The 22,242-nt window shown below is 70.9% G+C and carries 22 protein-coding genes; 19 read left to right on the top strand and 3 right to left on the bottom strand.

Going from position 1 to position 22,242, the window contains the following annotated elements; translation table 11 throughout:
• Positions 1-55 precede the first annotated feature (55 nt).
• The 8 genes from AB0B45_RS05560 to AB0B45_RS05525 all read left to right on the top strand — a co-directional run bounded on the left by AB0B45_RS05560 (position 56) and on the right by AB0B45_RS05525 (position 9,138).
• Entirely contained in the window at positions 56-1,216 is a 1,161-nt protein-coding gene (locus tag AB0B45_RS05560) for an amidohydrolase (protein WP_358125750.1), read from the top strand.
• Positions 1,213-2,553, top strand: a complete 1,341-nt coding sequence (locus AB0B45_RS05555) for an ABC transporter substrate-binding protein (protein ID WP_358125746.1) — start codon at positions 1,213-1,215, stop codon at positions 2,551-2,553. Before AB0B45_RS05560 ends, AB0B45_RS05555 begins: the two co-directional genes overlap by 4 nt.
• On the top strand, positions 2,445-3,029 hold the full coding sequence (locus tag AB0B45_RS05550; protein WP_358126267.1) for an ABC transporter permease: 585 nt from the start codon (positions 2,445-2,447) through the stop codon (positions 3,027-3,029). Before AB0B45_RS05555 ends, AB0B45_RS05550 begins: the two co-directional genes overlap by 109 nt.
• Positions 3,026-3,823, top strand: a complete 798-nt coding sequence (locus AB0B45_RS05545) for an ABC transporter permease (RefSeq protein WP_358125743.1) — start codon at positions 3,026-3,028, stop codon at positions 3,821-3,823. Before AB0B45_RS05550 ends, AB0B45_RS05545 begins: the two co-directional genes overlap by 4 nt.
• Positions 3,820-4,779 carry an ABC transporter ATP-binding protein gene (locus AB0B45_RS05540; protein WP_358125740.1) on the top strand — a complete coding sequence of 320 codons (960 nt, stop codon included), beginning with the start codon at positions 3,820-3,822 and terminating at the stop codon, positions 4,777-4,779. Before AB0B45_RS05545 ends, AB0B45_RS05540 begins: the two co-directional genes overlap by 4 nt.
• 64 nt (positions 4,780-4,843) lie before the next feature.
• Positions 4,844-5,632 carry an ATP-binding cassette domain-containing protein gene (locus AB0B45_RS05535; RefSeq protein WP_358125737.1) on the top strand — a complete coding sequence of 263 codons (789 nt, stop codon included), beginning with the start codon at positions 4,844-4,846 and terminating at the stop codon, positions 5,630-5,632.
• Positions 5,629-7,071, top strand: a complete 1,443-nt coding sequence (locus AB0B45_RS05530) for an amidohydrolase family protein (RefSeq protein WP_358125734.1) — start codon at positions 5,629-5,631, stop codon at positions 7,069-7,071. Before AB0B45_RS05535 ends, AB0B45_RS05530 begins: the two co-directional genes overlap by 4 nt.
• A gap of 129 nt (positions 7,072-7,200) precedes the next feature.
• The gene (locus tag AB0B45_RS05525; protein WP_358125732.1) at positions 7,201-9,138 is read left to right on the top strand and encodes an endo-1,3-alpha-glucanase family glycosylhydrolase; all 1,938 of its coding nucleotides are present in this window, start codon (positions 7,201-7,203) and stop codon (positions 9,136-9,138) included.
• 47 nt (positions 9,139-9,185) lie between these two features.
• On the opposite strand, the gene AB0B45_RS05520 is transcribed toward AB0B45_RS05525, so the two are convergent.
• Entirely contained in the window at positions 9,186-9,689 is a 504-nt protein-coding gene (locus AB0B45_RS05520; RefSeq protein WP_358125729.1) for a heme-binding protein, read from the bottom strand.
• A 167-nt stretch (positions 9,690-9,856) separates the two neighbouring features.
• Between AB0B45_RS05520 and AB0B45_RS05515 the strand changes: the two genes are divergently transcribed.
• On the top strand, positions 9,857-10,120 hold the full coding sequence (locus AB0B45_RS05515; protein WP_358125726.1) for a DUF4031 domain-containing protein: 264 nt from the start codon (positions 9,857-9,859) through the stop codon (positions 10,118-10,120).
• A gap of 24 nt (positions 10,121-10,144) precedes the next feature.
• Here AB0B45_RS05515 and AB0B45_RS05510 read toward each other — a convergent pair whose 3' ends face one another.
• Positions 10,145-10,801 carry a metal-dependent phosphohydrolase gene (locus AB0B45_RS05510; protein ID WP_358125724.1) on the bottom strand — a complete coding sequence of 219 codons (657 nt, stop codon included), beginning with the start codon at positions 10,799-10,801 and terminating at the stop codon, positions 10,145-10,147.
• Positions 10,802-10,852: 51 nt separating this feature from the next.
• Positions 10,853-11,476, bottom strand: coding sequence for an alpha-ketoglutarate-dependent dioxygenase AlkB (locus AB0B45_RS05505; protein ID WP_358125721.1), 624 nt, complete (start codon positions 11,474-11,476; stop codon positions 10,853-10,855).
• A gap of 278 nt (positions 11,477-11,754) precedes the next feature.
• On the opposite strand from AB0B45_RS05505, the gene AB0B45_RS05500 reads away from it, so the two are divergent.
• The 10 genes from AB0B45_RS05500 to AB0B45_RS05455 all read left to right on the top strand — a co-directional run bounded on the left by AB0B45_RS05500 (position 11,755) and on the right by AB0B45_RS05455 (position 22,202).
• Entirely contained in the window at positions 11,755-12,096 is a 342-nt protein-coding gene (locus AB0B45_RS05500; protein ID WP_358126265.1) for a cellulase-like family protein, read from the top strand.
• The gene (locus AB0B45_RS05495; RefSeq protein ID WP_358125718.1) at positions 12,093-13,379 is read left to right on the top strand and encodes an extracellular solute-binding protein; all 1,287 of its coding nucleotides are present in this window, start codon (positions 12,093-12,095) and stop codon (positions 13,377-13,379) included. The genes AB0B45_RS05500 and AB0B45_RS05495 overlap by 4 nt, the downstream gene beginning before the upstream one ends.
• Entirely contained in the window at positions 13,376-14,254 is an 879-nt protein-coding gene (locus AB0B45_RS05490; RefSeq protein WP_358125715.1) for a sugar ABC transporter permease, read from the top strand. The genes AB0B45_RS05495 and AB0B45_RS05490 overlap by 4 nt, the downstream gene beginning before the upstream one ends.
• Positions 14,251-15,063 carry a carbohydrate ABC transporter permease gene (locus tag AB0B45_RS05485; protein ID WP_358125712.1) on the top strand — a complete coding sequence of 271 codons (813 nt, stop codon included), beginning with the start codon at positions 14,251-14,253 and terminating at the stop codon, positions 15,061-15,063. The genes AB0B45_RS05490 and AB0B45_RS05485 overlap by 4 nt, the downstream gene beginning before the upstream one ends.
• Complete coding sequence (locus tag AB0B45_RS05480; protein WP_358125710.1) at positions 15,060-16,223, top strand: mandelate racemase/muconate lactonizing enzyme family protein; 1,164 nt, start codon at positions 15,060-15,062, stop codon at positions 16,221-16,223. The genes AB0B45_RS05485 and AB0B45_RS05480 overlap by 4 nt, the downstream gene beginning before the upstream one ends.
• On the top strand, positions 16,220-17,215 hold the full coding sequence (locus AB0B45_RS05475) for an alcohol dehydrogenase catalytic domain-containing protein (protein ID WP_358125708.1): 996 nt from the start codon (positions 16,220-16,222) through the stop codon (positions 17,213-17,215). Before AB0B45_RS05480 ends, AB0B45_RS05475 begins: the two co-directional genes overlap by 4 nt.
• Positions 17,208-18,041: an SMP-30/gluconolactonase/LRE family protein gene (locus tag AB0B45_RS05470; protein WP_358125705.1), complete on the top strand. Its 834-nt coding sequence runs from the start codon at positions 17,208-17,210 to the stop codon at positions 18,039-18,041. The genes AB0B45_RS05475 and AB0B45_RS05470 overlap by 8 nt, the downstream gene beginning before the upstream one ends.
• On the top strand, positions 18,038-18,862 hold the full coding sequence (locus AB0B45_RS05465; protein WP_358125702.1) for a fumarylacetoacetate hydrolase family protein: 825 nt from the start codon (positions 18,038-18,040) through the stop codon (positions 18,860-18,862). Before AB0B45_RS05470 ends, AB0B45_RS05465 begins: the two co-directional genes overlap by 4 nt.
• Positions 18,859-19,647 carry an FCD domain-containing protein gene (locus tag AB0B45_RS05460; RefSeq protein ID WP_358125699.1) on the top strand — a complete coding sequence of 263 codons (789 nt, stop codon included), beginning with the start codon at positions 18,859-18,861 and terminating at the stop codon, positions 19,645-19,647. The genes AB0B45_RS05465 and AB0B45_RS05460 overlap by 4 nt, the downstream gene beginning before the upstream one ends.
• A 152-nt stretch (positions 19,648-19,799) precedes the next feature.
• Positions 19,800-22,202 (top strand): M9 family metallopeptidase, encoded by a 2,403-nt coding sequence (locus tag AB0B45_RS05455; protein WP_358125696.1) that lies wholly within the window; start codon positions 19,800-19,802, stop codon positions 22,200-22,202.
• Positions 22,203-22,242: the final 40 nt, after the last annotated feature.

Here is a 22,242-nt window from a genome sequence, read left to right as displayed (position 1 = left end):
TGATGTCTGATAACTCTAGTGCGGAGTTCTCCTCAGAGTAAGGGGATCACCTCCCATGAGCTCCGTGCTGTTCACCAACATCCGCCCCCATGACCTGCTGGTCGTCGACGGCCGCATCGCCGACCCCGCCACCGCGCGGGAGAACACCGTGACGGTCGACGGGAAGGGGGCGCTCGCGCTTCCCTCTCCCGTCGACGCGCACATCCACCCCGACAAGACGACGTGGGGCCAGCCGTGGCTGAGCCGTACCCACGCCGAGACACTCATGGACCTGATCGAGGGCGACGTGAGAGCGCGCGCGGAGATGTCCGCGTCGGTGGCCGAGCGGGCGGGGGCGCTGATGGACGCGGCCATCGCCCGCGGCACCAGGGCGTGGCGCGCCCACGTGGACGTGGCCCCCGTGTACGGCCTGGCCAACGTGCACGGCGTGCGCGAGGCCGCGCAGGCCCGCAAGGACCTGCTCGACGTGCAGATCGTCGCCTTCCCCCAGCTGGGCCTGCTGACCAGGCCGGGCACCGCCGAGCTGATGGAACGCTCCCTCACCGAGGGCGCCGACGTCGTGGGCGGCCTGGATCCCATCGGCGTCGACGGGGACCTGCACGGCCACCTCGACGTGCTGTTCGGCATCGCCGAGCGCACGGGCGCGCCGATCGACATCCACCTGCACGACGGCGGCGAGCAGGGCATGGCCCAGGTGAAGGAGATCGCCCGCCGCGCCGGCGGGCACTCCGTCACCATCAGCCACGCCTTCTGCCTGGGCGAGGCCACGTCCGAGAGCAGGAGCATGGACGAGGTGCTCGCGCGCAGCGGGGTGGCGCTGGCCACCTGCGCGCTCGGCGCGGACCCCGTCCTGCCCGTCGGCCCGCTCACCAGGGCGGGCTTGCTGCTGGCCGCGGGATCCGATGGCGTGCGCGACCCGTGGACGCCGTTCGGCGACGGCGACATGATCGCGCGGGCGCATCTGCTCGCCTATCGCACCGACGCCCGCACCGACGAGGAGCTGGCCGCGTGTTACGCGGTCGCGGCGCACGGGGGCGCCGCGCTGCTCGGTCTGGAGCCGGTCGAACTCCAGGTCGGCGATCCCGCCGACTTCGTGCTGGTGCGGGGCGGCTCGGTCGCCGAGGTCGTCGTGGACCGGCCCGTCCCCCTGTTCGTCGTCCGTGGCGGTGTCGTGATCGCCCAGGACGGAAGCCTCCTCGAAAGGTCCCCCAGATGATCCGTCGTGCCGTACCCCTCGCGGGGCTCGCCCTGGCCCTCGCCGCCTGCGGCGGAGCACCCCAGCAGCAGGCGCAGGCGCCTGCGCAGGACAAGCCCGCGGCGCTCGACCTGAAGACCTCCACCACCGCGGCCGCCAAGGGCCTGGACAAGGTGACGTGGAACCTGCCCTACGAGCCGCAGACGATCGACCCGATCAGGTCGTTCAACTACGCGGAGAACACCGCACTGGCCAACATGTGCGAGAGCCTGCTGCGGCTCACGCCCGACTTCAAGATCGAACCGGGCCTGGCGGAGAAGGCGGACAACCCGACGCCGACCACCTGGGTCTACACGATCAGGAAGGGCGTGAAGTTCTGGGACGGCAAGGAGCTGACCGCCAAGGACGTGGCCGCCAGTCTGAACAGGCACCTGGACCCGGCGCTCGGCACCTGGTGGGGCGACTACTTCCACACCGTCGACAAGATCGAGGCCACCGGGCCGATGACGGTCACGGTGACGCTGAAGCAGCCCGACGTGCTGTTCAACCAGGCCATGGCCACGGCGGCGGGCGCCATCGTGTCGGAGGCGTACGCGGGGAAGAAGGACCTGGGCTCGCCGACCGCCGGCGTCATGTGCACCGGGCCCTTCACGTTCAAGGGGTGGAAGCCCGGCGACTCGCTCACGCTGGCCCGCAACGACTCCTACTGGGACCCCGCGCTCGCCGCCAAGTCGAAGGAGCTGGTCTTCCGCTTCATCGCCGACGAGACGACCGCGGTCAACGCACTGCGCTCGGGCGAGGTGGACGGCCAGTACTTCTACCTGCCGCCCGCGGGGCTGGCCCAGTTGCGGAGCTCCACGACCGGGTCGGTCACGCTGGGCAAGTCGCTGACGTTCTGGACGCTGCTCAGCGCCGCCCAGTCGGGCCCCTACGCCGATCCGAAGGTCCGCCAGGCGCTCTCGCTCGCGCTCGACAGGGCGGCCATCGCCAAGGTCGTCTTCCAGGGCACCGCGGCGCCTCAGCGTACGCTCGCGGGCGCGGAGTACTGGGGCTACGAGGAGAACACCTTCAAGCAGGCCTACGACGCGCTGCCGCCGGAGACGCAGGACCTGGCCAAGGCCAAGCAGTTGCTGACCGAGGCGGGCTCGCCGACGGAGCCGATCACGATCGGCATCCAGGGCAGCGCGGCCACGCACGAGCAGACCACGAACCTCATCAAGGCTACGGGCGTTCCGTGGGCGGCGTGGCGATGGGCCTGCTGGCGGGCCTGCGTGGCGGCAGGGTCGAGGGCGTCGTCGGCGTCGTCTCCTCCGTCCTGCTGGCCACGCCGCCGTTCGTCGTCGGCGTGCTGCTGGTGATCGTCTTCGCGCTCGGCCTCGGCTGGTTCCCCGTCTTCGGGCCGGGCGACGGCCTGCTCGACCGCCTCTACCACCTGACGCTGCCCGCGATCACGCTGTGCCTGGCCAGCGCCGCCTTCCTCGCCCGCATCACCAGGGCCTCCGTGCAGGAGGAGCTGGGCCGCGAGCACGTGGAGACGGCCCGCGCCCGCGGGTTCGCCGAGCGGCACATCGTCAGGCGGCACGTGCTGCGCAACGCTTCGATCCCCGTCGTGACCGTGACGGGGCTCAACGTGGCGGGCCTCATCGCCGGCTCGGTCGTGGTGGAGAACATCTTCGCCCTCGACGGGATCGGCTCGCTGTTCGTCCGGGCGATCCTGCAGCGCGACTTCGCCATCGTCCAGGCGGTGGTGCTCGTGCTCGTGACCGCCTTCGTCCTGATCAACCTTCTGGTGGACCTGTGCTACTCAGCTCTCGATCCGCGCCTGTCGCGGTGACCCGCCTGGGCGGCCTGGGCACGGCGTCCGCCGTCCTGCTGGCCGTCGTGGCGGCGGTGACCCTGCTGGCGCCGCTAATGGCTCCCTACGACCCCGACTTCCCCGACCTGATGAGCGCGCTGAGCGGCGGCACGGCCGCGCACCCGCTGGGCGCCGACGCGCTCGGCCGCGACGTGCTGTCCAGACTCATGTACGGCGCGCGGACCACGCTCATCGGGCCCGTCCTGATCATCTGCGTCTCCACCGTCGCAGGGGCCACGCTGGCGATCACCGCGGCGTGGGCGGGCGGCAGGGTCGACGCGGTGATCTCGCGGCTGCTCGACATCCTGTTCGCGGTGCCCGGCATCGTCTTCGCCTTGGTCACGGTGGCCGTGCTCGGCCCGGGCATCCCGGGTGTGGTGACCGGTCTCGCCGTGGCGTACACGCCCTATGTCGCCAGGGTCGTGCGCTCGGCGGCGCTGCGCGAGCGGAGCCTGCCGTACGTGGCGGCGGCGTGGGTGCAGGGCCGGTCGGCCTTCGCCATCTGCGCCCGCCACCTGCTGCCGAACCTGCGGCCGATCATCGTGGCGCAGTCGGTGTCGGCGCTGGGTTTCGCGGTCATCGACGTGGCCGCGGTCTCCTTCCTCGGGCTCGGCGTGCAGCCGCCCACCGCGGACTGGGGGCTGATGGTCAAGAGCGGGCTGGACAGCGCGCAGCGCGGCCAGCCGCTGGAGGCGGTCGCGGCGGGCGTGATGATCGCGCTCGTCGTGGCCGCGGTGAACGTGCTGGGCGACCGGCTGGGGAGGCGGCGATGAGCCTGCTGTCGATCGAGAAGCTGGCGCTCGCCGTCCCCGCGGGGCGCGAGTGGAAGACGCTGGTGGAGGAGGTCGACCTGACGATCGGCCGCGGCGAGGCCGTCGGCCTGGTCGGCGAGTCGGGCTCGGGCAAGTCGATGACCGCTCGAGCCGTCATCGGACTCACCCCGCCGGGCGCCAGGCTCAGCGGGAAGATCCTCTTCGACGGCGTAGCCGTGCCGTCGGGCAGAGCGCTGCGGGAGCTGCGGGCCAGGCGGATCGCGATGATCTTCCAGGACCCTCGGGCGCACATCAACCCGGTGCGCAGCGTGGGCGACTTCCTGACCGAGGCCATGGTGACCAACCTGGGCGTCCCCGCCCGTGAGGCGGTCGCGCGTGCCGTACGGCTGCTGGCCGAGGTGGGCATCGGCGACGGGGCGCGGCGGCTGCGGCAGTACCCGCACGAGCTTTCGGGCGGGCTGCTGCAGCGGGTGATGATCGCCTCCGTGCTGGCAGTGGAGCCCGACCTGATCCTGGCCGACGAGCCGACGACCGCGCTCGACGTCACCACGCAGTCGGAGGTGATGGCGATCCTGGACGAGCTGCGCCGCGAGCGCGGCATGGCGATGCTGCTGATCACGCACGACCTGGAACTGGCGGCCGCCACCTGCGACAGGCTCGCGGTGATGTACGCGGGCAGGATCGTCGAGGCCAGGCCCTCGCACGAGCTCACCGCCACGCCCCTGCACCCGTACACCAGCGGGCTGCTCCTCTCGCGCCCCAGCCTGGAGGAGGTCACGCACCGGCTGCCGGTCATCCCCGGGCGGCCCGTGGCCGCTTTCGAGGCCGACCCAGGCTGCGCCTTCGCGCCCCGTTGCGCGCACGCCCTGCCCTCGTGCGGCGAGGCGCGGCCCGCCTTCGACGGCACGGTCGCCTGCGCCCGCGCCGCCGACCTGACCCTTCAGGGGGATTCATGACCGAGCTTGTCGAGGTCATCAATAGACACATCACCGTGGTCATGAGGCCGACGAAGGAGGACTCATGACCGTGATCGAGGCCGAAGGGCTGCGGAAGGTGTACGGCGAGGCCGTCGCCGTCCAGGAGGTGTCGTTCGCCGTCGAGGAGGGCCAGTCGCTGGCCATCGTCGGCGAGTCGGGCTCCGGCAAGACCACGGTCGCCAGGATGCTGCTCGGCCTGGAGACGCCCACGAGCGGGACGATCACCGTCTGCGGACGGCCGCGCCCCGGGGGACGCGTCTCGTCGAAGGAGCGGCGCAGGCGGGCCAGGGAGATCCAGATCGTCTTCCAGGATCCCTACTCCTCGCTGGACAAGCTGCAGCGCATCGGCGACGTCATCGCCACCAGCCTGTCGCTGCACTTCACGCTCACTCCCGCCGAGCTGCGCAGGCGCACGACGGAACTGCTGGAGTCGGTCGGCCTCGCCGAACGGCACGCGGCCATGCTGCCCAAGCAGCTGTCCGGCGGGCAGCGCCAGCGCGTGGCCATCGCCCGCGCGATCGCCGTCGAACCCCGCGTGCTGGTGCTGGACGAGGCCGTCGCCGCGCTCGACGTCTCCATCCAGGCCCAGATCCTCAACCTGCTCGCCGACATCCGCGAGCGCGGCGAGATCAGTTACGTCTTCATCTCGCACGACCTGGCCGTCGTCAACCAGATCAGCGACACGGCCATCGTGATGCACAGGGGCGAGGTCGTGGAGCGCGGTCCCACAGCGGACCTGCTGCGCGACCCGAAGGAGGACTACACCAAGGCCCTGCTGGCCGCGGTCCCCCGTCCCGGCTGGAAACCGACCCGGAGAAACCGAGCAAAGTGAGCACCACACTCGTCAAGGCGTCGTACGTCATCGGCTTCGACGGCGCCGACCACGTCATCCACCGCGACAGCGGAGTCGTCTACGCGGGCGACTCGATCGTCCACGTCGGCGCAGGCTACGAAGGACCCGTGGACGAGGTGATCGACGCGGGCGAGGCGATCGTCGGGCCCGGCTTCATCGACCTCGACGCGCTGTCCGACATCGACCACGCGATCATCGACACGTGGCACGCCGCCTCCGACGGGCTGAACTGGTCCCTCGAGTACGCCACCACCCGCAGGGCAGCGGTCTTCCCTCTCGAGGAGACGCTGTTCATGCGGGAGTACGCGCTCACCCAGCTCATCCGCAACGGCATCACCACGGCGATGCCGATCGCCGCCGAGACCCACAGCGCGTGGGCGGAGTCCTACGAGGAGTTCGCCGGCGTCGCCGAGATCGCCGGGCGGCTCGGGCTGCGCATGTATCTCGGGCCCAGCTACCGCTCCGGCGTGCCGGTCCAGCACAACGGCGAGCGGGACGTCCACTGGGAGCCCGCCATGGGCGAGAAGGGGCTGGCCGACGCGGTCAGGTTCGTGCGCGACTTCGACGGCGCCTACGACGGGCGGCTGCGCGGCGCGCTGCTGCCGTGCAGGATCGAGACCGTCACCCTCGACCTGATGCGGGCCACCGCGCGGGCCGCCGAGGAGCTCGACTGCCTGGTGCGGCTGCACTGCATGCAGGGGCTGACGGAGCTGCGGCTGCTCAGGGAGTGGTACGGCAGGCACCCGCTCGACGTGCTGGACGAGGTCGGCCTGCTCGGCCCCCGCCTGCTCGTCCCGCACGCGCTCTACCTGGGCTCGCCTGACACGCCGTTCGAGGGCTCGCCCGACCGGTTGGCGTCGCTGGCGGGCATCGTGCACTGCCCGCTGACCATGGTCAGGTACGGCGACGCGCTGCGTGACTTCGACCGCTATCGGGCGGCCGGGGTGAACCTGGCGCTGGGCACCGACTCGTTCCCGCCGGACATGATCCGCAACATGGACTACGGTAACAACCTGGCCAAGCTGGTCACGGGGCGGCTGGAGGCGGGATCGGCGGCCGACTACTACCGGGCGGCGACGCTGAACGGGGCCAGGGCGCTGGGCCGTACGGACCTGGGCAGGCTGGCGCCGGGGGCGAAGGCGGACCTGGTCGTCGTGGACCTGTCGGGGCCGCGGACCGGGCCGGTCGACGATCCGATCAGGACGCTGCTGATGAACTGCTCGGGGGCGGACGTGTCCATGGTGGTGATCGACGGGCGGATCGTGATGCGGGACGGGGTGATCCCCGGAGTGGACGAGGAGGCGTTCAGGGCACGGGCGCAGGCGTACTTCGAGAAGATGAAGGCCGCGTACTCGGTCCGCGACCACCTGCGCAGGCCGGCGGACGAGCTGTTCCCCTCGTCGTTTCGCGTGCTATGAGAGGGCCATCGATCAGAAGGTGTAATTGATCGTTATGTGTAATCACTGCTCTGGGGTGGCGTCCGTGGCTCTATGATCATGCCCGTTGTCATGCGATATGTCAGGACATATCGCTACATGGAGGGCACGATGAGCATGCGCCTACGCGCGATGACTTTGTTATTGGTCACCCTGGCAGGCACCGCCACGGTGGTCACCCCGACCGTCGCGGCGGCTGCCGAGAAGTCCGTCACCTTCGCGTCCGACGAGGACAGCTACGTCAGCGAAGCCGGTCCCGGCAAGCCGCACCACACGGCGACCTGGCTGTCGGTCTGCACCACCCCGTGCGACGGCGCGAACGCCTCCGAGCGCGGCGCCTTCGTCCGTTTCACCGTCAAGGACGTGCCGGAGAACGCGGTCAACGTCAAGATGACGCTGGACGTGCAGTCCGTCAGGACCACCGACACCACCCTCGAGGTGCGGCCGGTCACCGGCGAGTGGACCGCCGCCACGCTCACGTTCGACAACCGCCCGGCCGTGGGAGAGGTGATCTCCACCATCAAGGGTCTGACCTCCGGCGGCACCGCGAAGCTGGACGTGTCCTCCGCCTTCACCGGCAACGGCTCCTACGACTTCGCGCTGACCTCCCCCTCAGGCGCCCACGGCGTGCTCCACTCCTCGCGTGCCACGTCGGGTCAGGGCCCCAAGCTGTCGATCAGCTACGACACGCAGGTGGCCACGCCCACGCCCAGCGGCCCGCTGCCCTTCGCCATGCCCTCGGCCGCGACGCTGCGGGGCTCCGAGCGCAAGGTCTTCGCGCACTACTTCACGCCGTACCCGCTCTCGCTGAACAACAAGGCGGGCGCGGACGACTACTACACCAAGCACTACCTCACCCCGACGGGCGAGAGCGGCAAGCACGCGGCCTACGGCGGCCTGCTCAGGGACCGGCCCGTGCCGAGGGGCGCGCTGGCCGGCGACTGGCAGCTCGCGGACATGAAGAAGGAGGTCCAGACCGCCGCGGCGGCAGGCCTCGACGGCTTCACCGTGGACATCCTCTCGCTCACCAGCGCCCACTGGGACCGCCTCCAGACGCTGATCAAGGCGGCGGAAGCGGTGGACCCCGGCTTCAAGATCGTGCTGATGCCCGACATGACCTCGCTGAAGACCGACGCGGCCACGCTGGCGGCCTCGATGGCCAAGCTCGCCGCCGCCAAGTCCGTCTACCGCCTGGCCGACAAGCGTCTGGTGATCTCCCCGTTCAAGGCGGAGGGCCAGTCGGTCGCCTGGTGGCAGAACTTCATGAAGATCATGAAGGACACGCACGGCATCACGGTCGCCTTCGTCCCCGTCTTCCTGAACTTCCCGTCCAACGCGGCGGCCTACGCGCCGATCAGCTACGGCTTCTCCAACTGGGGCAACCGCAGCCCGGCGGGACAGAGCGGCGTCGCCTCGAACATCGCCAAGGCCCACGGCATGGACAAGATCTGGATGCAGCCCGTGTCCGTCCAGGACGAGCGGCCCAACCAGGGCATCTACGACGAGGCCAACAACACCGAGAACCTCCGCCTCACGTGGGAGAAGGCCATCTCCGAAGACGCCGACTGGATCCAGCTGACCACCTGGAACGACTTCTCCGAGGGCACCCAGTTCGCGCCCAGCGTCCACAACGGCGGCGCCTACCTGGACATCTCGTCCTACTACCTGACCTGGCTCAAGACCGGCAAGGCGCCGGCGATCGTCCGCGACACGCTCTACCTGACGCATCGCACGCAGTTCGCCGCCGCCCGGCCGACGTCGGGCACGCAGAGCAGGTTCATGGCCCCTCGCTCGGGCACCAGCGCCCCGCGGGACACGGTGGAGGTGCTGTCCTTCCTCACCCGTAACGCCACGGTCAAGGCGAGCATCGGCGGCGCCGAGAAGACCTACGCGGGCCAGGCAGGGCTCCAGGCCAAGACGTTCCCCTTGGCGTACGGGACGAACACGGCGTCGGTCGGCGCGGTGACCGTCACCTCGCCCTGGCAGGTGAAGAAGGACTTCGCCGTGCAGGACCTGCAGTACCACGCCGCCAGCAGCGGCAGGAAGTGAAACGGCGCGGGTCCCCTGCCGGGGACCCGCGCACTTCTGACGGGCCGTCAGCCGAGCTCGCCCTGGACGGCCTTCAAGCCGGCCTGGGCGATGGCCTCGTCGATGTCGCCGGAGGGCGCACCGCCGACGCCGATGCCCGCGATCGGGGCGCCGTCGACGGCCACGGGGATGCCGCCGGCGAGCAGCAGCGTGCCGGGGATGGCCGCCAGCGCCTGGTTCTTCGACAGCGCGCTGGTCGCCTGGCCGAACGACACCGCGGTGAACGCCTTGCGCCTGGCCGACTCCTCCGTCTGCGGGCCCGCGCCGTCCCCCTTGAGGATCAGCCGGGTGGCGCCCGAACGGTCCACGATCGCCACGGTCACGCGCTGCTTCTGCTTGGCCGCTTCCTTCCGCACCGCGTCGGCGATCTTCAGGGCGGCCTCGGCGGACAGCGCCTTCGTCTCGACGACGGCGGGGTCGGCGGCGGCCTGCGCGACCTGGACGGTGGCGACGCCACTGGTGAGAGCGAGGGCGGCAACGGCTACCGCGACCAGGCGGGTACGGATCTTCATGGTGTCGTTTCTCCAGGTCGGAACGGCTTGACGGATTCCAGGTTGCCGTTCGGCCCGCCTCCGTCCATCAGGGGTCCGGATGAACCTCCCATCAACCGATCGGTTGATGCCATCGCCCCGCGGAGCCCCTTCATGGGACGGTCCCGGGTGGTTCTACGCTTGTCGGCGTGACCGTGCTGATCGATCCCCCCAACTGGCCCGGCCCCAGGGGCCTGCTGTGGTCCCATCTGGTCAGCGACAGTTCGCTGGATGAGCTCCACGCGTTCGCGGTACGGCTGGGGGTGCCGGAGCGGGCGTTCGACCGGGACCACTACGACGTTCCGGAGACCGTGCACTCGCGCGCCGTCGCCATGGGCGCCGAGCCAGTCACCTCGCGCGAACTGCTCGCCCGCCTGATCGCCGCCGGTCTGCGCCGCCGCAAACGCCGCTGATCGGCGACAGGCCCCCGCGGCAGGTCAGCCTTCGAGAGCCGCCAGCTCGGCGGTCATGTTCGCGCGGGCCCTCGCCTCCCACAGGTCGTGGGCGAGCGCCGTGCGGTACAGGCGCGGCGCGGCCAGCAACCGCCGCAGCACCTGCGCCCTGCCCAGCCTGAACAGCTCGTCCGGGATGTGGGCGTACTCCTGCCTGACGGCCCCCGCGTAACCGGCGTAGTCGTCGCCGCCCAGCACGGCCAGGTCGGCGTCGCACAACACGGCGCCGTTCGCGTCGCGTCCTGAGGCCGCGCTCCCGTCGGGTCCTGGTTCGCCGGCGGTGTAGTCGGGGTCGTGGGTGGCGGTGAGGCGGACGAGCCTGGTCACCTCGGCGACCCGCTCCCCCCGGACGCCGCACCTCGGCAGGCGGGACTGGGCGAGCTGGGCGCTGCGCTCCTCGTCCGAACCCGCCTTCCCGTCGTAAACCGCGTCGTGGAACCACGCGGCCAGCCGTACCGCGTCGGGGTCGGCGGCCAGCGGCGCCAACCTGTCGATCGCGCCGAGGACCGCTCGCAGATGGTCGAGGGTGTGGTACCTGCGGTGCGGTTCGGCCCATCGGGCGACCAGCTCGGCCCCTACGGCCCCGGCCGCGCGTGAGGGCCCCACCAGCGTGGTCCAGCCGTCGGCGAGAGAGTGTGACACGGGCCGAGCCTACTGATCCGCCCGAGGAGCGACCAGGTCGAGGCCGCCGGATCAGCGGACGCCGCGGGGACGGAACTGGATGCTGATGCGGGGGCCGACGGGGCGGGCCGTCTTGGGGATCGCGTGTTCCCAGGTGCGCTGGCAGCTGCCGCCCATCACGATGAGGTCGCCGTGGCCGAGCTCGTGGCGTACCGTGGCCCCTCCGCCGCCGCGGGGGCGCAGCATCAGCGCGCGGGGAGCGCCCACCGAGACGATGGCGACCATGGTGTCCTCGGTGCTCCCCCGCCCGATCGTGTCGCCGTGCCAGGCGACGCTGTCGCGGCCGTCGCGGTAGAAGCACAGGCCCGCCGTGGCGAACGGTTCGCCCAGCTCGGCGCCGTAGTGCTCGTCGAGCGCCGCTCTGGCCTCCTCCAGCACCGGCTCGGGCAGCGGCCGGCCCTCCTCGTAGAAGGCGAGCAGCCGGGGCACGTCGACCACCCTGTCGTACATGTGCCGCCGCTCGGCATGCCAGGCCACTCCGGCGATCAGCCGGTGGAGCAGGGCGTCGGCGCCGCCGATCCAGCCGGGCCTGAGGTCGATCCAGGCCCCACGGCCCAGGTCGACGCGCCTGACCGTGGACCCGAGCGGCCCCGGACCCTCCGAGGAGAAGCAGTCGAGCAGCGAAGCCTGAAACATGTGTTCGATTATAGGTCCTGACCCGCGCGAATGTCAGCTCCCGCGGTACCGACCCGACCCGGCACGGAGATGGCCGCACCCCGTTACGCGGGCCCGCTCTCCGGCGACAGCGTCAGCCCGCGTGCCGGGCTCGAGCACTTCGCGACGAGCTTCTACGAGCACGTCGCCTTGAAACGCCATGACAGAGTTTGACCGTTCAAAGCCAACCCATTGACCTCCCCGGAACCCCCACTTAGTCTGACCGGTCATACCGGTAATACCACTGAGGGAGGGACACGCTGCTCGCCGAGAAGGCCAGGGCCCTCTACGAGAGCGATCGCGAGCGGTGGAACGCCGAGCTGGTCGCGAAGGTCGAGAGCCTTGCGGAGTGGTCGCGGGTCAGCGGCAAGCCGCTGATGACCACCGAGTGCTGGGCGTTGATCTTCTGGAAGGACGGCCCAGGGCTCGACTGGGACTGGATCAAGGACCTGGCCGAGGTCGGCATCGGTGCCGCGGTGGCCACCGGCCGCTTCACCGCCCTGGCCACCAGCAACTTCTGCTCGCCGCAGTTTCGCGGCATGTGGGACGACGTCGCATGGCACCGGCGGATGACCGCGCTCATCAAGGGAGAACCTTCGTGATCAGGAAAGTCGCGGCGGCCGTGCTCACCGCCATGGCGCTGGCGGCGTGCGCGCCCGGCGGGACCGCGCCCGCGCCGAGCGCTCAGGACGGCAGCACGCTCACCATCTGGACGACCGCGAACGGCCCCGGCAAGGAGCTGTTCACCGCCTACGGCAGCGAATTTGAACGCTCACATAGAGGGGTGAAGGTCAACATCCTCTACATGGCGGATGCCGACGTGAAACAGAAAGTGCAGGCGGCGCTGGTCGCCAAGAATCTGCCCGAGATCGTCGCCTGGTACGGCGGCAGCTTCCTCACCCCACTAGTCGAGGCGGGCGCGCTCGCCGACCTGACGCCACACATCGAGGCCGACGGGAAGTGGCGCGAGGGGATGCTCCCCCACGCGTTCGACAACTACACGGTGAACGGCAAGATCTACATGGTCCCCACGGAGTCGCCGATCGTGCAGCTCTTCTACAACAAGGACCTCTTCACCCGAGCGGGCATCGCCCGCCCGCCCGCCACCTTCGACGAACTGCTCGAGGCGATCGGCAAGCTCAAGGCGGCCGGAATCACCCCCGTCACCCTCGACGGCAAGGACGGCTGGCCGCTGCAGGAGTGGTTCACCTACTTCGCCATGCGCGACGGCGGCGCGAACCTGATCCACGACGCGATGGCGGGCAAGGTCGCCTGGACGGCCGAGCCGTTCGTCCAGGCCGCCAGGCGGACCAAGCAGGTCATCGACGCCGGGGCGTTCCAGAAGGGCCACATGGGCACCGGATACGACGAGGCCATGGCGAACTTCTACGGCGGCAGGGCGGCGATGGTGCTCAGCGGCACCTGGATCACCTCCTCCCTGACCGCCACCGAGAACAAGGAGATCCTCGCCAGGACCGGCGTCTTCGACTTCCCCACGACCGGAGGCCCCGGCACCGTGGCCGACGTGCAGGGTGGCCCGAACGGCGCGCTCGGCGTCAGCGCGAGCGCCCCCGACAAGGCGCTGGCGTGGGAGTTCGTCAAGGGCGCGACCAGCGCGGAGCTCGCCGGCAAGCTCGCCGAGCAGGCACTGCTGCTCATGCCGAACAAGGTCACCATCGACAAGGCGAAGACCCCCGACCTGTTCGACGAGCTCGTGGACAAGCTGCCCGGCTACACCGGCTACAACCTGTTCTGGAACGAGATCCTCCCTCCGCGGCACAACACCGAGTTCACCAACCTGCAGAACTCGATGGCGATCGGCGAGATCACGCCCGAGCGGATGATGAGTGACTTCGCCGCCTACATGAAGGCGCACCCCGCATGACGGGCACCCTGCGCAGGTGGTCGCTGCTGTTCCTGCTGCCCGCGCTCGCGCTCTACCTCACCGTGGTGATCGTGCCGTCGATCAGCGTGGTCGACTACGGGTTCTTCGACTGGTCGGCGGGGCAGCGGGGCCGTCCCGCCGGCCTGGACAACTACGTCGAGATCTTCACCGATCCCGAGCTGTGGGCGGCGCTGTGGCACACCTTCGTGCTGCTGCTCGGTGCGATGGCCATCCAGCTTCCCCTCGGGTTCCTGTTCGCCGTGCTGATCCACAAGCGCCACCCGGGCAGCGGCTTCTTCCAGGCCGTCTTCTTCATCCCCGTCGTGTTGTCGACCGTGGTGATCGGGGTCCTGTGGACCCAGGTCTACCAGGCGCAGTACGGCCTGCTCAACGCCGCCCTCGACGCCCTCGGCCTGGCCGGGCTGACGCACGCGTGGCTCGGCGAGACCGGCACCGCGCTGATGTCTGTCGTCGTGGTCGTGGGCTGGCAGTACGTCGGCCTCTACATGCTGATCTTCCTGTCGGCCATGCAGGCCATCCCGCGCTCGATCTACGAGGCGGGTGAGCTGGACGGCGCGGTCGGCTGGCGGCAGACGCTGACGCTGACTGTCCCGATGCTGCTGGACACGGTGAAGCTGTCGGTCATCCTCGTCGTCACGGGGAGCGTGCAGTACTTCAACCTCATCTGGGCGATGACCAAGGGCGGTCCCGCCAACTCCTCCTCCGTGCTGGCCTCGTACATGTACGTCAAGGCCTTCCAGGACAACAGGCTCGGCTTCGCCGCCGCCGTCGCCACCTTCATGCTGCTGCTCAACCTGCTGCTGGCGGTCGGGCTGCAACGGCTGTTCCGCCGGGACCCGCTGGAGCCGGCATGAGACGCCTGCCTTTCACCGCGCTGATGGCGCTCTGGGCGGTCGTCTGCCTCGGTCCGCTGGTCTGGATGGTGGTCAACGGCTTCCGCGGCAACAACGACATCTTCCTCAGCGCGGTGGGAGCACCGGAATGGGCCAAGCGGGTCAACTTCGCCGACGCGTGGGTTCAGGGAGACCTGGGCAGGGCGCTGGTCATGAGCGTGCTGGTGAGCTCGGCGGCGACCGTGCTGTGCGGGACGTGCAGTGCGCTGGCCGGGTTCGCGCTGAGCAGGGGCCGCCTGCCGCACGCCAACGCGATCTTCACGTTCCTGCTGCTCGGCATGATGATCCCGACCTTCAGCGTGCTCATCCCGGTGCTGACGCAGTTCCAGAGCATGGGGCTGACCGACAGCCCCGTGGGGCTGATGATCGTCTACGCGGGGTTCTCGGTGTCGCTGGGGGTGTTCCTGTTCAAGAACGCCTTCGACCAGGTGCCGCGCGAGTACCTGGAGGCGGCGGCCATCGACGGGGCGTCGGTGCCGTGGACGCTGGTGCGGGTCGTGCTGCCGAGCGTGAAGCCGACGATCGCGACGTTCGCCATCCTCACGTTCCTGTCCGGGTACAACGACTTCGTCTTCGCGCTCGTGCTGATCGCGGGCGAGGAGGGCAGGACGCTGCCGCTGGCCCTGCTGCAGTTCAGCGGCAGGTTCGGCACCCGTTACGACCTGGTGTTCGCGGCGGTGACGATCGGGGCGGTCCCCGCGCTGGCCGCCTACCTGTTCCTGCGAGGGCAGATCCAGCGCGGTGTGGCGATGGGAGGTCGCGTCTCGTGAAGATCGTCGAGTTGGAGACGCTGCGGCCGCGCGTGCAGCCGAACCTGCTGTTCGTGCGGCTGCGCACCGATGAGGGCCGCACCGGGCTGGGTGAGGCCTACTTCGGGGCGCGGTCGGTCGAGGCTTACCTGCACGAGAGCGTCGCTCCCCTGCTGATGGGCATGACGGACCCGGCGCCCGAGCGGGTGGCGGTGCTGCTGGCGCCGTACACGGGATTCCAGGGGGCGGGCGCGGAGGTGCGCGGCAACGGCGCGGTGGACCTGGCGCTGTGGGACCTGTTCGGGAAGGAGACGGGCCTGCCGCTGGTCAGACTGCTGGGCGGTCCGGTCCGCGAGGAGATCCCGATCTACAACACCTGTGCAGGCTCGGGCTACGTCAGCAGCGGAGGGCAGCGCTCGGGCAACTGGGGACTACGGCCGGGACTCTACGAGGACCTGCACGCCTTCCTGCACGAGCCTGGCCGTCTGGCCCGCGAGCTGCGCGACGAGGGCATCACCGCGATGAAGGTGTGGCCGTTCGACACCGCCGCGGAGGCGACCAACGGCACCCACATCCCCAGACGCGACCTCGACCGCGGGCTCGCGGTGATCGAGGCGATCCGCGAGGTGGACGGCATGGAGGTGATGGTCGAGCTGCACGGCCTGTGGTCGCGGCCCGCGGCCACCGCCATCATCGAGGCGCTGACGCCGCTGCGGCCCCGCTGGGTGGAGGACCCGGTGAGGCCCGACGCGACCGACGCGCTGCGCCGCCTCGCGCGGCAGGTCGACGTCCCCATCGCGACCGGCGAGACCGCGACGGGCAGGCGCGGGTTCCTGCCGATCATGGACGCCATCGACGTGGCGACCGTGGACGTCCAGTGGTGCGGAGGGCTGACCGAGGCGCGCAAGGTGGCCGCGCTGTGCGAGACGTACGGCGTGCCGATCGCGCCGCACGACTGCTCGGGCCCCGTCACGCTGGCCGCCTCCGTCCACCTCGTGCTCAGCCAGCCCAACGGACTGATCCAGGAGACCGCCCGCGCGTTCCTGCGCACCTGGTACCGCGCGGTCGCCGAGGGCCTGCCCGCGATCGAGGCCGGCATCGTCCGGGCGCCCGCCACGCCTGGCCACGGGGTACGGCTGACACGGACGGACGAGATGGACAGGCGGGTGACCTCGCTGTGAGGGCGGCCAGGCTCCACGGCCCCCGCGACCTGCGGATCGAGGACGTGCCCGTCCCCGAACCAGGCCCTGGCGAGGTGCTGATCGAGGTCGAGCGGGTCGGGCTGTGCGGATCCGACGCGGAGGAGTACCGCTCCCCCGCCATCGCGCGCTCCCTGCCGATCACCATGGGCCACGAGGTCGTCGGCACGGTCGCAGGGGGTCCGTTCCCTCCGGGCACCAGGGTGGTGCCCGACGTGGTGGTCGGCTGCGGGAGGTGCGTTTTCTGCGCGCGCCACCAGGAGGGGCTCTGCCCCGACCTGCGGGTGCGCGGGCAGCACCAGGACGGCGGCCTGGCCCGCTGGATGCTCGCCTCCGCCGCCACCTGCGTGCCCGTGCCTCCGCACGTGGGCGTGGAGGCGGCGGCCTTCGCCGAGCCGCTGGCCGTCGCGGTGCGGGCGCTGCGCAAGGCGGGCGACCTCACGGGGGCGAGTGTCGTCGTGTACGGCGCGGGCACGGTGGGCCAGCTCGCCGTCCAGCTTCTGACCAGGGGCCCCGCCGCACAGGTGGTGGCCGTCGACCCCGTTCCCTCCCGGCGCGCGCTGGCGGAGAGCGTCGGCGCCCTGGCCGTGTCTCCGGAGGAGGCGGGCGCCTTGGTCGTACCGCCAGGACGGGCGGGCGCCGACGTGGTGCTGGAGTGCGCGGGTGTGCCGGACGCGCCGCGCGAGGCCGTACGGCTGAGCAGGCCAGGCGGCACGGTCGTGCTCGTCGGCTTCAGGAGCGGTGATCTCAGCGTCCCCTGGCTCGACGTCGTGCTGGGCGAGCGCAGGCTGCTCGGCAGCGCGGCGCACCTGTGGGACGAGGACGTCGCCGCGGCCGTCGCTCTCCTGGCGCGCGGCGTGGTGGACCCGCTGCCGCTGCTGTCGGCCACACTGCCCCTGGACAGGGTGGCTGAGGCGCTGGAACGTCCCGGATCCAAGGTCCTGATCGATCCTTCGGGAGGCACCGATGCGTGAACTGAAGGCCACCCTGCTGGAGGCCGCGGCGGCCCAGGTGGGTGAGGCGCCGCTGTGGGACACGCGGCACGGCTGCCTGGTCTGGGTGGACATCACGGCGGGTCTGGTCCACCTGACCGACGGCAGGGTCTTCGACGTCGGCACCCACGTGGGCGCGGCGCTGCCGGCCGAGGGCGACGGCTGGCTCCTGGCCACCAGGGAAGGGTTCGCGACGCTCACCGAAGGGGGGACGGTCACGCCGCTGCTCTCCTACATCCCCTCGGGCGTGCGGTCGAACGACGCCAAGTGCGACCCCGACGGGCGGGCGTGGGCCGGCACCATGGCCTATTCGGAGGAGCCCGGCGCGGGCGCCCTGCACCGCCTGGACCCCGGTCCCGTGGCCACGCCGGTGCTCACCGGGCTGACGCTCAGCAACGGGATGGACTGGTCGCCCGACGGCAGGACGATGTGGTTCACCGACTCCGTCACCCGGCGGATCACCGGCTACCACTACTCCGCCGGCACGCTCGGACCTCCTGTGGCCACGCTGGAGATCGAGCCGCGGTACGGCCTGCCCGACGGCCTCTGCGTCGACGCGGAGGGGTGCGTGTGGGTCGGAATGTGGGGCGGGAGCGCGGTGCACCGCTACACACCCTCCGGCCGCCTCGACACCGTCGTCCACGTGCCGGCCGCGCAGGTGACGAGCTGCGCCTTCGGCGGATCGACCCTCTACATCACCTCCGCCGTCCACCAGCTCGCCGATCCCGGTCCCATGGCGGGAGGCCTGTTCACCGTCGAGACCGGCACCCATGGATCGCCCGCCACCCCGTGGAAAGGACTGATGTGACCCATATCGTGCGCTTCGACGGCCAGGTCGGCGTGCTGGCCAGAGGGCTCGTCGCCCCCATGGAGCTGTCGCTGACCGACCTGCTCGCGCTGCCGGTCGCCGAGATCGGCGCGCTGGTCGCCAGGCACGCCCCGCTGGCGTCCCTGCCCGTCTCCGAGGTACGGCTGCTCGCCCCCGTCGAGGGGCGGATGGAGGTGTGGGGCGCGGGCGTCACCTACGAGCGCTCGCGCGCCGCCCGCGTCGAGGAGAGCGGCCGCGACCTCTACGACGCCGTCTACACCGCCGAGCGGCCCGAGCTGTTCTTCAAGGCCACGCCGTGGCGGGTCACGACCGACGGCGAGCCCGCGGGCATCAGGGCGGACGGCTCGTGCGTCCCCGAGCCCGAACTGGCGATCGTCGCCAACAGGCACGGCGAGCCCGTCGGCGCCGTGGTGTGCGACGACCTGACCGCTCGCAGCGTCGAGGGGGAGAACCCGCTCTACCTTCCCCAAGCCAAGTGCTTCGCGGGAAGCTGCGGGCTCTCTCCCGCCATCAGGCCGTGGTGGGAACTGCCCGAGGAGCTCTTCGTCGAGCTGGAGGTCGTGCGGGGCGGCGAGAAGGTCTTCTCCGGCGCGACGGGGACGAGGCGGCTTCGCCGGACGCCGTCGGAGCTGCTGGGGTGGCTCTTCCTCGCCCAGGGCTTCCCCGACGGGGTGGTACTCGCCACGGGCACGGGCATCGTGCCGCCACTGGAGTTCTCGCTCCTGGGTGGAGACGAGGTGACGATCACGATCAGCGAAGTGGGGGTCCTGCGGCAGCGCGTGGCAGGATTCCCGGCATGACGGTTGTGCTGGGCGAGGACGGAGGCGACGCCAGGCCCTCGGGCGAGCAGCTGCTGAGGACGCTGGAGTCGCGTCTGGTGTCCGGGGTGTGGGCCGAAGGGTCGCGCATCCCGGGCGAGCGGGCGCTGGCCGAGGAGTTCGGCGTCAGCAGGCCGGTCCTGCGCGAGGCCCTGCGTGACCTGCAGGCGCGGGGGTTCCTCTCGGTCGAGCCGGGACGCGGCACGTTCGTGCGCTCGGCCAGGCCCGCCTCCGTCGACCTGCTGGCGCGGGAGGGCCTGGTGACGGCCAGACACTTGATCGTGGCGCGGCGGATGCTGGAGTGCGAGACCGCGGCGCTCGCGGCCGTCCATCACACGCGGGAAGACGCCGCCCGCATGGCCGAGCCGCTGGCCGCGCTGAAGGCCTCGCCGAACGCCGCGGCGGGAGCGGTGCTCGACGTCGCCTTCCACGAGGCCGTCGCCGCCGCCGCGGGCAACCCGGTGCTGCGGATCATGTTCGGGTCTATCAGGGCGCTGGTGCGAGGGGTGGTCCTGCGCAGCCTGACCGACCGGGTGATCAGGCGCGAGGGCGTGCCGCAACACGACGAGATCCTCACCGCCGTGCTCGACAGGGACGCGTCGGCGGCCCGCGCGGCGATGGCCGAGCACCTGTCGATCGCCGAGCAGTACTACGGGCCCGACCTTGACGTGCCGCTGGCCGGGCTGCTCGAACAGCGGGCCGTGCTCTTCCCTCGTCTGGCCGATCTCCTCAGGGACGCGGGCAGGGAGATCGGCCGGACGCGGTGAGGTGGTGGGCTCCGGCCCGACTGTGAGCGTTCACAAAACTGCGTCTTGATTCCGACTAAACGGTGTGACATGTTACACATCACGTAGTCCATCGCGGCCGGCCGGATATTCGGGGGCCCGGCTCTACCGCGCTCCATCCCCCAGGAGTGGCGATGAGAATCGCGCAATCCCTGCTCAAGGCGGCCGTGGTCGCCCTGACGCTCGGCCTGGGAGCGGGCGGCCTCGCCCCCGCCTCCCACGCCGACTCCCTCGAGTTATCCGCGGCGGCCCCGCCCTCCGCGGTCGCCCCCAAGGCCGAAGCCCATGCGGTCGCCGCCGAGACGGAAGCCCATGCGGTCGCCGCCGAGACCGAAGCCGCCACGGGCGCCGGGCGCGCGGAGGCGGCCGCGACGACGCCAGGCACGGGCGCGTCGGGCGCCGAGCCGCCGCCCGCGGGAGACGCCTCGGCCGCCAGCCCGCACCGGCAGGCCGAGCCGCTGCCCGCCACCGAGCTGCCGCCGCTCGCCGAGCCCCAGGAGGAGTCCAGGCGCGACTACGACGACCCCGCCGCGCTGAAGCCCACCCGCCCGCGCCCCTCCGCCCGCTCCGCCAAGGCGGCGGCCTGCGACGTCACCGTCTTCACCACCAGGACGGGCGACGCGCTCATGGCCGCGATCAAGGCGGCGCAGGTGTCGTGCGTGAACACGCTGTTCGCGCTGACCGGCGCCAACGCCCGAGGTGCCTTCCGCGAATCGCAGATGATCACCGTGGCGAACGCCCTGCGGAGCGCCGCCCCCTCCTACCCAGGTAACAACTCCACCTCCGTCGAACAGGTCCTGCTCTACCTGCGCGCCGGCTACTACGTGCAGTGGTACAACCAGGACGCGGTCGGGCCGTACACCGAGAGCCTGCAGGTGGCGGTGCGAGCGGGTCTCGACGCGTTCTTCGCCGCGCCCGCCTCCAGGACCGTCTCCGACGCCAACGGAGAGGTGCTCACCGAGGCGGTCATCCTGACCGCGAGCTCGGGAGAGAACGCCCGCTACATCCCGGTCATGAAGCGCCTGCTCGACTCCTACGACAGCGCCTACAACGCCTCGTGGTGGATGCGCAACGCCGCCTACGAGGCCTTCAACACGATCTTCCGCGGCCACTGGAGGCCCGACTTCGTCGCCGCCGTCGCCGCCGACCACGGCCTGCTCCACTCCCTGAGGGCCTTCGCCGAGAACCACCTGGACCTGCTCGGCACCGACTCCGCCTTCATGACCGTCAACGCGGGGCGGGAGCTGGCCAGGTTCCTGAGCCACGCCGAGCTGGTCCCGACCGTCAAACCCATGGTGAAGGCCCTGCTGGAGGAGTTCTCGATCACCGGCAGGACCGCGCCGCTCTGGATCGGCATCGCGGACGTGACCTTCGACAGCGTCCCCGCCGACTGCGCGTACTACGACGTGTGCGACCTGCCCGCCAGACTGAAGGCCGTGGCCCTGCCGTTCAGCCACACCTGTGGCCCGACCCTGCGCATCCTGGCCCAGGACATGACCGCGGCGCAGTTCGCGACGACCTGCGCGAGCCTGGCCAACCAGGACGCCTTCTTCCACGGCCTGGTCGCCTCCGGCGGCAGGCCCGTCGCCGATGACGGCAACGCCACTCTGGAGGTGGTCGTCTTCGACTCCAGCGCCGACTACCGGACCTACGCGGGCCCGATCTACGGCATCGACACCAACAACGGCGGCATGTACCTGGAAGGCGACCCCGCCGCGGCGGGCAACCAGGCGCGCTTCATCGCCTACGAGGCGACGTGGGAGCGCCCCGCCTTCGCGGTGTGGAATCTCAACCACGAGTACACGCACTACCTCGACGGCCGCTTCGACCTGTACGGGGACTTCGGCTCGCCGACCACGCCCGTCGTGTGGTGGAGCGAGGGCCTGGCCGAGTACGTCTCGTGGTCCTACCGCGGCCTGCCCAACACCACCGCCTACACCGAGGCGGCCAAGCACAGCTACACGTTGCGCCAGCTCTTCGACACCGCCTACGGCCAGGGCGAGAACCGGATCTACGTCTGGGGCTACCTCGCCGTCCGCTACATGGTCGAGCGGCAGCGCGCCGAGGTCGCCACGCTGCTCGGCCACTACAGGGCGGGAAACTGGAGCGCCGCGGGCGGCCTGCTGAGGTCGCTCGACCACGAGGCCGACTGGCGGACGTGGCTGACCGCGTGCGCGGCGGGCGCCTGCGCCGAGCCGCCCGCCCTGCCCGACTGCCCGGGCGACGACCCGCGCCTCATGGGCGAGGACTGCAGGCGCACCGGGATCGGGCACACCAACCGGAACCACGCCTACTTCTACCTGTGGATCCCGCCGGGCGTGACCAGGCTCAAGGTCACCTCCTCCGGCGGCACGGGCAACGCCGACCTGTACGTCAAGAGGGCGGGATGGGCCACCGTCACCTCCTATGACGCCAGGTCCACGGGTCCTGGCACCGCGGAGAGCCTGGTGGCCGACGTCCAGCCGAACAGCTGGAACTACGTCAGCCTGTACGGCGTGACGGACTTCGGCGGCGTCACGCTGACCACCGAGTACTGATCCGGACGAACGGGCGCGCGCGGGGTCTTCCCGGCGCGCC

The organism is Nonomuraea sp. NPDC049152 (genome assembly GCF_040648355.1).
Taxonomy (GTDB): domain Bacteria; phylum Actinomycetota; class Actinomycetes; order Streptosporangiales; family Streptosporangiaceae; genus Nonomuraea.
This window is presented reverse-complemented; position numbering and strand designations above follow the sequence as displayed.

What these genes read in the sequence shown, in the direction of transcription:
- AB0B45_RS05560 (WP_358125750.1), top strand. Translation starts at nt 56, where the DNA reads ATGAGCTCCGTGCTGTTCACCAACATCCGCCCCCATGACCTGCTGGTC.
- AB0B45_RS05555 (WP_358125746.1), top strand. Translation starts at nt 1,213, where the DNA reads ATGATCCGTCGTGCCGTACCCCTCGCGGGGCTCGCCCTGGCCCTCGCC.
- AB0B45_RS05550 (WP_358126267.1), top strand. Translation starts at nt 2,445, where the DNA reads ATGGGCCTGCTGGCGGGCCTGCGTGGCGGCAGGGTCGAGGGCGTCGTC.
- AB0B45_RS05540 (WP_358125740.1), top strand. Translation starts at nt 3,820, where the DNA reads ATGAGCCTGCTGTCGATCGAGAAGCTGGCGCTCGCCGTCCCCGCGGGG.
- AB0B45_RS05535 (WP_358125737.1), top strand. Translation starts at nt 4,844, where the DNA reads ATGACCGTGATCGAGGCCGAAGGGCTGCGGAAGGTGTACGGCGAGGCC.
- AB0B45_RS05525 (WP_358125732.1), top strand. Translation starts at nt 7,201, where the DNA reads ATGAGCATGCGCCTACGCGCGATGACTTTGTTATTGGTCACCCTGGCA.
- AB0B45_RS05520 (WP_358125729.1), bottom strand. Translation starts at nt 9,689, where the DNA reads ATGAAGATCCGTACCCGCCTGGTCGCGGTAGCCGTTGCCGCCCTCGCT.
- AB0B45_RS05505 (WP_358125721.1), bottom strand. Translation starts at nt 11,476, where the DNA reads ATGTTTCAGGCTTCGCTGCTCGACTGCTTCTCCTCGGAGGGTCCGGGG.
- AB0B45_RS05490 (WP_358125715.1), top strand. Translation starts at nt 13,376, where the DNA reads ATGACGGGCACCCTGCGCAGGTGGTCGCTGCTGTTCCTGCTGCCCGCG.
- AB0B45_RS05485 (WP_358125712.1), top strand. Translation starts at nt 14,251, where the DNA reads ATGAGACGCCTGCCTTTCACCGCGCTGATGGCGCTCTGGGCGGTCGTC.
- AB0B45_RS05470 (WP_358125705.1), top strand. Translation starts at nt 17,208, where the DNA reads ATGCGTGAACTGAAGGCCACCCTGCTGGAGGCCGCGGCGGCCCAGGTG.
- AB0B45_RS05460 (WP_358125699.1), top strand. Translation starts at nt 18,859, where the DNA reads ATGACGGTTGTGCTGGGCGAGGACGGAGGCGACGCCAGGCCCTCGGGC.
- AB0B45_RS05455 (WP_358125696.1), top strand. Translation starts at nt 19,800, where the DNA reads ATGAGAATCGCGCAATCCCTGCTCAAGGCGGCCGTGGTCGCCCTGACG.